The following is a 9840-nucleotide window of genomic DNA, read 5'->3' as shown; positions in this document are numbered from 1 at the left end:
CTGACGAAGAACAGGAGCGGAAAGGACCAAAAAATCGCCCAAAGCACACACGAAAACGGATACATCAAGCCAAGAAAAACTTTTTGGAGAAATTCAAAACAGCTTCTAACTCCCTCTATACTTTAAACGGTATTTTAAAATGTGCATTTTCTGCCTCTGTGATTTGAAAATTTCACACGCATATAAGTCCATCCGCTGCAAGATTATTAATCTTACAAGCGGAAGATTATTAATCTTACACCAGACTATCTGTAAAATAAAAAAGAATCATAAGGGTAGTATGGTTCTTTAATAAAAGGAGCTATAACCAGTAACGACCTTCACCGGCGTCTCCGGAAAAACTCCTTCATCAAACCGGCGCACTCGTCTTTCAAGATACCCTGAACCACCTCGGTCTTCGGATGTAATGCCGCAGGTGCGTAACGCATATACCCGCGCTTCTCGTCTTCGGTGCCGAACACCAGCTTGCCCAATTGTGCCCACGCTATGGCTCCGGCACACATCACACACGGTTCTACCGTTACGTAAAGCGCACAATCATTCAGGTACTTGGCTCCCAATGCATTTTCCGCAGCCGTAATGGCCTGCATCTCGGCATGTGCCGTCACATCGTTCAAGGTTTCGGTCAAGTTATGTGCACGGGCAATGATACGGCCTTGGCATACTACCACCGCACCTACAGGCACTTCTCCCCTTGCCGATGCTTTCTCTGCCTCAGCCAACGCCTGTTTCATATAAAACGTATCATCTGCCATATCCCGTTACCTCCGCATATCGTGTTCTTTGAATAAAGTAGGGTAATCCTCTTCCATTTTCTGATGAATAAACGTCAAGACTGTTTCCCTGAACCACCGTGCCTTATTGGTTATCTGATAGTGTTTCAGGTAGCGCTCAATAATCTGTGCCTCCTCTTCGCTGAGCAGACACACCATCCGTTGCCTGCGCGGAGGAACCGACGCCGGCACTTTCTTCCGTTTTTTTCCATTGTTCATCATCTTGAGTGCAAAATTAGTTCACTTTTTTCTCTTCTGCAAAGCAGACCAAGATTAAAATTAGAAAAGCAAAGAAAATACAACAAGATTACGTAACTTTGCACACAAAAAACGTACAAATATGGCAGAACATAACGACCTGGGCAAGGAAGGGGAGGACGAAGCGGTGCGCTACCTGACCGAAAAGGGATACTGCATCCTCCACCGCAACTGGCGACGGGGAAGAAACGAACTGGACATTATAGCGACAAAAGACGGACAGCTGGTCTTTGTGGAAGTAAAGACCCGAAGGAACGAGACCTACGGACACGCCGAAGATGCGGTAAACGACCGGAAAATACGCACGCTGGTCTCACTGGCAGACTCGTACATCAAGAAGTTCGAACTCGACCTCCCGGCACGTTTCGATGTAATAACGGTAATAGGCGAAAAGCCTCCCTTCCACATTGAGCATATCGAAAATGCATTCCTGCCGCCCATTTGGTAACACCTTATAATATATATAATAATGAGTAGATGTTCGTATTTAGTTTATTTGAATATCCGCAAAATGCCAATGGTATGAAAAGGAGTTAAAAGGAGTTATGCCCGCTTCGCTCACAGGAGTTAAAAGACAATAGTTCTGTTAGGATTTCCATTTAGTAAATGTATTGGCTTCTAACTCCTTATTGGTGAAATGCGGACATTCATATAAGTAAATGAGCCGGCATGGAACTTCTTAGAAGCTGTTTTGAATTTATCGTGCAATGATTTGGGATGAGTTTTTGTAGAGACGCAAAATCTTGCGTCTTTACTATGGGAAGATAGCGGGCTATCTGACAAAGAACAGGAGCGAAAAGGACCAAAAAATTGCCCAAAGCACGCACGAAAACGGATACATCAGGCCAAGAAAAACTTTTTGGAGAAATTCAAAATAGCTTCTTAACTCCTCAAAAGATAATATCATTTAATTCTGATTACTTTATGAAATATCCTAAACCTATATATCTGCAAGAAACTACTTCGACCAACTCCTATCTTGCCGCCTTATGCGACCACGAGCCTCAAGCCAACCTGACCTGCGTGTACAGCGCATACCAGACAGCAGGACGCGGACAACGTGGCAATACATGGGAATCTGAACCGGGAGCCAATTTGCTATTCAGCTTCGTGGTATATCCCAGTTCTCTGAAAGCCGAACAGCAGTTTCTTCTCTCACAAGTCACGGCACTGGCACTTGCCGATGCACTTTCGGCACATACCGACAGTATCTCCATCAAATGGCCCAACGATATCTATTGGAGAGACCGGAAACTATGCGGTACCCTCATCGAGAATGACTGGGACGGTGCATACGTCAGCCGCTCCATATCAGGTACAGGCATCAACCTGAACCAAAAACGGTTTGTAAGCAATGCTCCCAACCCCGTTTCGCTTACGCAAATCACAGGTCTACTTTATAATCCGGCTACAATCCTGGAACAAGTAATGGAACGTACAAGCTGGTATTACGGTCTGCTGGAAGCGGGATGCACTGATGAAATTGCCCAACAATACAAACAGATGCTGTACCGCAAAGCAGGTTTCCATCCTTACCTTGATGGTAAAGGTCGCTTCATTGCCCGCATACACGATATAGAACCTTCGGGAAGGCTGGTCTTGGAAGACGAAAAAGGCACCCTCCGGAAATACCTGTTCAAAGAAGTTTCATTCGAATTGTAAACCACCTTTATAAGATAACACATGTCACTCAATATACCATTCACAAGCCAACGCATACTGCATATTGCCCTTCCTTCCATTGTCTCGAACATCACCGTTCCCCTGCTGGGACTGGTAGATGTCACCATTGTCGGCCATTTAGGCTCGGCCTCCTACATCGGTGCCATAGCCATAGGCGGCATGCTGTTTAATATGATTTACTGGATATTCGGTTTCCTGCGCATGGGAACAAGCGGACTCACGGCACAATCGTACGGTGCACACGATCTTCCTGAAGTGACCCGCATCCTGCTCCGCTCGTTAGGCATCAGCCTTTTATTGGCACTTGCCTTATTGGTATTGCAATATCCCATCCGCATCATCGCTTTCCACCTGATTGATGCCAGCCCGGAAGTTAGAGAACTCGCATCACTTTATTTTCATATCTGTATTTGGGGAGCACCAGCCACATTGGGACTGTATGGGTTCACCGGATGGTTTATCGGGATGCAGAACTCCCGCTTCCCGATGTTCATAGCCATCGCACAAAACGTGGTAAACATTGTCGCCAGCCTGTTTTTCGTGTTTGCCTGCGATATGAAAGTGGCAGGAGTAGCACTTGGAACCCTCATTGCCCAATACGCCGGACTCTTTATGGCATGCCTGCTGTGGTTTCGGTATTACCGTCCCCTGCGCAAATATGTCAGACAAGGAGCCGTTTTCACCCGTAAAGCAATGTCACGCTTCTTCCAAGTGAACCGTGACATCTTCCTGCGCACACTTTGCCTGGTAGCAGTCACCGTATTCTTCACCTCTACAGGAGCTGCGTATGGCGATGTTACATTGGCAGTCAATACCCTGCTGATGCAGCTTTTCACCCTGTTCTCATACATTATGGATGGATTTGCATACGCTGGCGAAGCTTTGACCGGAAAATACATCGGTGCACGAAACCGTACAGAACTTCTCCGCACCGTCCGCCACCTCTTCGGCTGGGGTATTATGCTCTCGCTGGCTTTCACCCTCCTGTATGGCATCGGAGGAAAAGGATTCCTCGGCCTGCTCACCAACGAACAGACAGTAATTGATGCTTCGGGCACTTATTTCTATTGGGTGCTTGCCATCCCACTTGCCGGTTTCTCTGCCTTCCTACTCGACGGTATCTGCATCGGAGCCACCGCTACATCCATCATGCTGAAAGGAATGTTTGCCGCATCAGCAAGTTTCTTCCTTATTTATTATACCCTGCATGACTCGCTCCAGAATCATGCCTTATGGATGGGCTTTATCGTCTACTTGGCTTTGCGAGGCATCGTACAGGCACTATTGATAGCACGAAAAGGCATTGGTTAAAACCTGTTGGAGAGACAGACGTATCTAAGAAGCTGTTTTGAATTTCTCCAAAAAGTTTTTCTTGGCTTGATGTATCTGTTTTCGTGTGTGCTTTGGGCGATTTTTTGGTCCTTTTCGCTCCTGTCCTTCGTCAGATAGCCCGCTATCTTCCTCATCACAGAAGCGAAAATGCCTCAAAAACTCATCCCAAATCATCGCACGATAAATTCAAAACAGCTTCTAAGAAACTGTACGTTTCTTGCAATTATTTCATAGATTTTACCTAATTTTGTCCAGGTAAACTTACGAAATCATTAGCATGTCTGAAACCAACTACATATCCATCAAAGGCGCCAGGGTGAATAACCTGAAAAACATCGACGTTAACATCCCACGCAACAAGCTGGTAGTCATTACCGGTTTGTCGGGGTCGGGCAAGTCCTCACTTGCCTTCGACACGTTATATGCCGAAGGACAACGCCGTTACGTGGAAAGCCTTTCTGCATACGCCCGCCAATTCTTAGGGCGGATGAGCAAACCGGAATGTGATTTTATCAAAGGTATTCCTCCCGCCATTGCCATCGAACAGAAAGTCATCAGCCGCAACCCGCGCTCTACAGTAGGGACCTCTACTGAGATTTATGAATATTTACGCCTGCTTTTTGCCCGCATCGGAAAAACCTATTCGCCCATAAGCGGACAACTGGTGAAAAAGGATAGTCCAGAAGATATCGTGAACTGTATGCTCTCGTATCCTCAGGGTACACGCTATACAGTACTTACCCCCATTCTTCCCCGAGAAGGGCGCAATATGGCAGAGCAAATAGAGACGGATATGAAAGAAGGATTCACCCGTCTGGAAGTGAACGGAAAGACCATACGTATCGAAGAATACCAGTATAATCCCAAAGATACGGTTTACCTGCTGGTAGACCGTATGAGCTGTGATAACAGCAAAGATGCCATCAGCCGCCTGACCGACTCTGCCGAAACGGCTATGTACGAAGGCGACGGTGCATGCTTGCTCCGTTTCTATCAACCCGACGGTTCGACCAGCCTGTACCGCTTCAGTACCAAATTCGAAGCAGACGGCATCAAGTTTGAGGAACCAAGTGACCAGATGTTTTCTTTCAACTCTCCACTAGGGGCCTGTCCGACATGCGAAGGGTTCGGTAAAATCATTGGAATTGATGAACGCCTGGTCATTCCCAACCGCTCATTGAGCGTATATGATGGAGCTGTGATGTGCTGGCGAGGGGAAAAAATGAGTGAATGGCTGCAAGCATTCTTACGGGAAGCCCCAGAACACGATTTTCCCATATTTGCTCCCTACTATGAACTGACTCAAGCACAGAAAGACTATCTGTGGCATGGTCCGCGGGACAAAGTATGCATTGACTCTTTCTTCAGTATGCTGGAAGAGAATCAATACAAAATCCAATACCGCGTAATGCTTGCCCGCTATCGGGGAAAGACCACTTGCCCCGAATGCCACGGAAGCCGACTGAAGAAAGAAGCCCTTTACGTAAAGGTAGGGGGATATAACATTGCCGATTTAGTGGAAATGCCTGTCAGCAAGCTGAAAGAATTCTTCCGGAACCTGAAGCTAAACGACCACGATACACAGATAGCCAAAAGACTGTTGAGCGAAATCAACAGCCGCCTGACATTTCTGGAAGACGTAGGACTAGGCTATCTCACTTTAAACCGCCTGAGCAACTCGCTTTCGGGAGGAGAAAGCCAGCGTATCAACCTTGCCACTTCGCTAGGAAGCAGTCTGGTAGGCTCGCTCTATATCCTAGACGAACCAAGTATCGGACTACACAGCCGTGACACAGCAAAGCTGATTAAAGTGTTACGCCAACTCCAACAATTAGGCAACACCGTAGTGGTCGTAGAACACGATGAAGAAATCATCCGTGCAGCCGACTATATCATCGACATAGGTCCGAAAGCCGGACGGCTGGGAGGCGAAATCGTTTATTCAGGTGACCTGAAAGACCTGAAACGTGGAAGCAAAAGTTATACCGTAAGGTATCTGTTGGGTGAAGAAACCATCGAACGCCCCTTGCAACATCGCGCCTGGAACAATTACATCGAAATAAAAGGAGCACGTGAAAATAACCTGAAAGGGATTGATGTCCGTTTTCCGCTCAATGTCATGACGGTAGTAACAGGGGTCAGCGGTTCTGGTAAAAGTACGCTAGTGCGCGACATTTTCTATAAAGCCTTGAAACGGGAATACAGTGAAATAAGCGAACGCCCTGGCGAATTCGTATCATTGGGGGGTGACACATCAATGGTCAACGACATAGAATTTGTAGACCAGAACCCTATAGGCAAATCATCGCGCAGCAATCCTGTCACCTATGTGAAGGCATACGATGAAATACGAAAACTATTTGCCGACCAACCTCTTGCCAAGCAAATGGGATATACAGCCGGTTACTTCTCCTTCAATACCGACGGCGGACGCTGCGAGGAATGTAAAGGTGAAGGTACCGTCACCGTCGAAATGCAGTTTATGGCTGATTTGGTATTGGAATGCGAATCATGTCACGGAAAAAGATTCAAAAAAGAAATACTGGAAGTATATTATGAAGGAAAGAATATCTATGAGGTGCTGGAAATGACAGTCAACCAAGCCATTGAATTCTTTGATACACACGGACAAAAAAAGATTGTCAAGAAACTGCTTCCTCTTCAGGATGTAGGACTCGGATACATCAAATTGGGACAATCTTCCTCCACATTATCCGGAGGAGAGAACCAGCGTGTAAAACTTGCTTATTTCTTAAGCATAGAAAAATCGCAACCCACCATTTTCGTATTTGACGAGCCTACTACCGGACTGCATTTTCACGACATCAAGAAATTACTGGAAGCTTTTGACGCACTGATAGAACGAGGACACACCGTGGTTATCATCGAACACAACATGGATGTAATCAAATGTGCCGACTATATCATCGACCTGGGACCGGAAGGAGGAGAACAGGGAGGAAACATTGTAGTATGCGGTACACCAGAAGAAGTGGCGGCATGCGGGGCTTCATATACGGGACAATTCTTGAAAGAGAAACTACTCAATGAAAAATAAGAACCAAAGAATGAGGCTGTACGACACATTCCTTTATTCTTCATTTTTCATTAACACCAACAAAGGGTTAGTGTAATATTTAATGCTATTTGAAAACATGAAAAACAAAATGAAACAATGGGTGTGCATGGCAACATTTATCGCCGCACTTCCCATAATGGGGCAAAAGTATCCTTATCAGGACCAGACATTAACAGCCGAACAACGGGCAACCGATCTTGTCACCCGGCTGACACTGGAAGAGAAAGTCGCTTTGATGCAAAATGCCTCACCCGCCATTCCGCGCTTGGGCATTAAGGCTTATGACTGGTGGAATGAAGCTTTACATGGAGTGGGACGGGCAGGCACAGCCACCGTTTTTCCTCAAGCCATCGGCATGGCAGCTTCATTTGACGACAATCTGTTATACCAAGTCTTTACTGCCATATCGGATGAAGCGCGGGCCAAATATGTAAAAGCACGAGAACAGGGAGAGCTGAAACGTTACCAAGGATTGACTTTTTGGACTCCAAACGTCAACATATTCAGAGACCCACGCTGGGGACGCGGACAAGAAACTTATGGAGAAGACCCTTATCTTACTTCACAAATGGGAATGGCTGTAGTGAGAGGCTTACAGGGTCCTGAAAACGCAAAATATAACAAGCTGCACGCCTGTGCCAAACACTTTGCCGTACATTCCGGACCAGAATGGAACCGGCATGAATTCAATGCAGAAAACATATCCCCGCGCGACTTATGGGAAACCTATCTGCCCGCTTTCAAAGATTTGGTACAAAAAGCCCATGTCAAAGAGGTGATGTGTGCCTATAACCGGTTGGAAGGCGAACCCTGCTGCGGAAACAACCGTCTGCTAACCCAAATTCTACGGAATGAATGGGGATACCAGGGAATCATTGTATCCGACTGTGGAGCCATCAGCGACTTTTGGCGCAAAGGCGACCATGAAACACATCCCGATAAAGCACATGCCAGTGCTGGAGCCGTATTAAGTGGCACAGACCTGGAATGTGGGAACAATTATGCCTCTTTACCTGATGCCGTCCGTTCCGGCCTCATCAGTGAAGAACAGATAAATACTTCTGTAAAACGCTTGCTGAAAGCCCGTTTCGAATTGGGAGAAATGGACCAGAATGTATGTTGGGACAGTATTCCTTATTCGGTTGTCGACAGTGAAAAGCACAAAGCATTGGCCTTACAAATGGCACGTGAAAGCCTTGTATTGCTCCAAAACCGGAATAATGTCTTACCTTTAAAAAAAGACTTGAAAATTGCCCTTATCGGTCCCAATGCAGCAGATTCAGTCATGCACTGGGGCAATTACAACGGTTACCCTTCCCATACAGAGACCTTATATGAAGCAATGAAGAAACGTCTTCCCGCTGAACAACTGATTTACGATACCGGCTGCGACCGTACAACTTCTGTTACACTGGAAAGCGTATTCAGCCAATGCTCCCTACAAGGAAAACAAGGATTCAAATCTACTTATTGGAACAACATCCGACAGGAAGGAACTCCTGCGGCAATAGTACAAACCACTACTCCGTTCCATTTTACGACTTTAGGTGCAACTGTATTTGCACCGGGAGTAAACATTACCGATTTTTCGGCACGCTATGAATCCGTATTCACAGCAGACAAGACAGAAAATATAGGTTTTCATTTCCAGACACAAGGCATCATACGCTTGTCGGTCAACGGCAAAGAAGTAGCCTCAGGCAAATATCTTCAAAATAATGCCAATCTTTATACCCTAAAAGCTGAAGCAGGAAAATCATACGATATCCGAATTGATTTCATCTTCAACAGCAAAGACCGTGCGGCTCAGCTGGATTTCGATATGGGACGAAATATCCCTGTAAACCTGCAGGCATCAGTAGAAAAAGTGAAAAATGCCGATGTAATTGTCTTTGCCGGTGGTATCTCTCCCACTTTGGAAGGAGAAGAAATGCCGGTCAATGTAGAAGGTTTCAAAGGTGGAGACCGTACCACCATCGAACTGCCTGCCATCCAAAGACAAATGATCCGGGAATTGAAAAAGCTTGGCAAACCTATTGTTTTCATCAATTTTTCAGGCTCTGCAATGGGACTTGCTCCTGAAAGTGAAATCTGTGACGGTATCCTTCAGGCTTGGTATCCAGGACAAGCCGGAGGAACAGCCATCGCCGATGTCCTGCTAGGCGAATATAACCCTTCGGGCAAATTACCGATAACGTTCTATACCCGTACAGAGCAACTGCCCGACTTCGAAGATTATTCGATGAAAGGACGTACCTACCGTTATATGACCGAAGCTCCGTTGTTTTGTTTCGGACATGGACTTAGCTATACTCAGTTCGTTTATGGGAAAGCACGGATAAGCAGTCCGACATTCAGCAAAGGCAATACTTTGACACTGACTGTCCCTGTCACCAACAATGGGAATAAAGACGGAGAAGAAGTGGTACAAATATACCTGCGCCGTCCGGGAGACACCGATGCTCCTTCGCATACCCTACGCGCATTTCAACGTGTATATATTCCGAAAGGTGAAACCAAAGAAGTTGTCTTGACGCTTTCAGATGACAATTTCTTATGGTTCGATACTCAAACCAATGCGATGAATCTGATAGAAGGAAATTACGAACTTCTATATGGAGGAACATCGGACATCGACTCTCTGCACAAGATTCAGGTTAAAGTTTTATAACAACTCAAATGAACAGATGACAGCCAGCGGAGGAAAGTAATTTC

Annotated in this window: 8 protein-coding genes; 5 read left to right on the top strand and 3 right to left on the bottom strand. The window is 46.0% G+C overall.

The genetic code is table 11. From position 1 onward, the window contains the following. Window positions 1-320: 320 nt before the first annotated feature. Together B5F71_RS06470 and B5F71_RS06465 are read right to left on the bottom strand one after the other, a co-directional pair. A complete protein-coding gene (locus B5F71_RS06470; RefSeq protein WP_087208596.1) occupies window positions 321-755 on the bottom strand; it encodes a nucleoside deaminase in 435 nt (144 codons plus the stop codon). A gap of 6 nt (window positions 756-761) precedes the next feature. After that, window positions 762-995 carry a hypothetical protein gene (locus tag B5F71_RS06465; RefSeq protein ID WP_022040680.1) on the bottom strand — a complete coding sequence of 78 codons (234 nt, stop codon included), beginning with the start codon at window positions 993-995 and terminating at the stop codon, window positions 762-764. Between the two features lie 118 nt (window positions 996-1113). Between B5F71_RS06465 and B5F71_RS06460 the strand changes: the two genes are divergently transcribed. The 3 genes from B5F71_RS06460 to B5F71_RS06450 all read left to right on the top strand — a co-directional run bounded on the left by B5F71_RS06460 (window position 1114) and on the right by B5F71_RS06450 (window position 4025). After that, a complete protein-coding gene (locus B5F71_RS06460) occupies window positions 1114-1479 on the top strand; it encodes a YraN family protein (protein ID WP_022040681.1) in 366 nt (121 codons plus the stop codon). A 476-nt stretch (window positions 1480-1955) separates the two neighbouring features. Beyond that, window positions 1956-2693: a biotin--[acetyl-CoA-carboxylase] ligase gene (locus tag B5F71_RS06455; RefSeq protein ID WP_087208594.1), complete on the top strand. Its 738-nt coding sequence runs from the start codon at window positions 1956-1958 to the stop codon at window positions 2691-2693. 21 nt (window positions 2694-2714) lie between these two features. Next, a complete protein-coding gene (locus B5F71_RS06450; RefSeq protein WP_087208592.1) occupies window positions 2715-4025 on the top strand; it encodes an MATE family efflux transporter in 1311 nt (436 codons plus the stop codon). Between the two features lie 24 nt (window positions 4026-4049). On the opposite strand, the gene B5F71_RS20175 is transcribed toward B5F71_RS06450, so the two are convergent. Then, complete coding sequence (locus B5F71_RS20175; RefSeq protein WP_158098048.1) at window positions 4050-4220, bottom strand: hypothetical protein; 171 nt, start codon at window positions 4218-4220, stop codon at window positions 4050-4052. Between the two features lie 103 nt (window positions 4221-4323). Between B5F71_RS20175 and uvrA the strand changes: the two genes are divergently transcribed. Then, window positions 4324-7104: an excinuclease ABC subunit UvrA gene (gene uvrA, locus B5F71_RS06445; protein WP_022039358.1), complete on the top strand. Its 2781-nt coding sequence runs from the start codon at window positions 4324-4326 to the stop codon at window positions 7102-7104. 127 nt (window positions 7105-7231) lie between these two features. Next, window positions 7232-9796 (top strand): xylan 1,4-beta-xylosidase, encoded by a 2565-nt coding sequence (xyl3A, locus tag B5F71_RS06440; protein WP_241148567.1) that lies wholly within the window; start codon window positions 7232-7234, stop codon window positions 9794-9796. Window positions 9797-9840 lie beyond the last annotated feature (44 nt).

This window comes from Bacteroides sp. An269 (assembly GCF_002159755.1).
In the GTDB taxonomy this organism is placed as follows: domain Bacteria; phylum Bacteroidota; class Bacteroidia; order Bacteroidales; family Bacteroidaceae; genus Phocaeicola; species Phocaeicola intestinalis.
This window is presented reverse-complemented; position numbering and strand designations above follow the sequence as displayed.

Bases quoted from the DNA above. Each gene is read 5' to 3' on its own strand.
- B5F71_RS06470 (WP_087208596.1), bottom strand. From the start codon at position 755: ATGGCAGATGATACGTTTTATATGAAACAGGCGTTGGCTGAGGCAGAG.
- B5F71_RS06465 (WP_022040680.1), bottom strand. From the start codon at position 995: ATGATGAACAATGGAAAAAAACGGAAGAAAGTGCCGGCGTCGGTTCCT.
- B5F71_RS06460 (WP_022040681.1), top strand. From the start codon at position 1,114: ATGGCAGAACATAACGACCTGGGCAAGGAAGGGGAGGACGAAGCGGTG.
- B5F71_RS06455 (WP_087208594.1), top strand. From the start codon at position 1,956: ATGAAATATCCTAAACCTATATATCTGCAAGAAACTACTTCGACCAAC.
- B5F71_RS06450 (WP_087208592.1), top strand. From the start codon at position 2,715: ATGTCACTCAATATACCATTCACAAGCCAACGCATACTGCATATTGCC.
- B5F71_RS20175 (WP_158098048.1), bottom strand. From the start codon at position 4,220: ATGATTTGGGATGAGTTTTTGAGGCATTTTCGCTTCTGTGATGAGGAA.
- uvrA (WP_022039358.1), top strand. From the start codon at position 4,324: ATGTCTGAAACCAACTACATATCCATCAAAGGCGCCAGGGTGAATAAC.
- xyl3A (WP_241148567.1), top strand. From the start codon at position 7,232: ATGGCAACATTTATCGCCGCACTTCCCATAATGGGGCAAAAGTATCCT.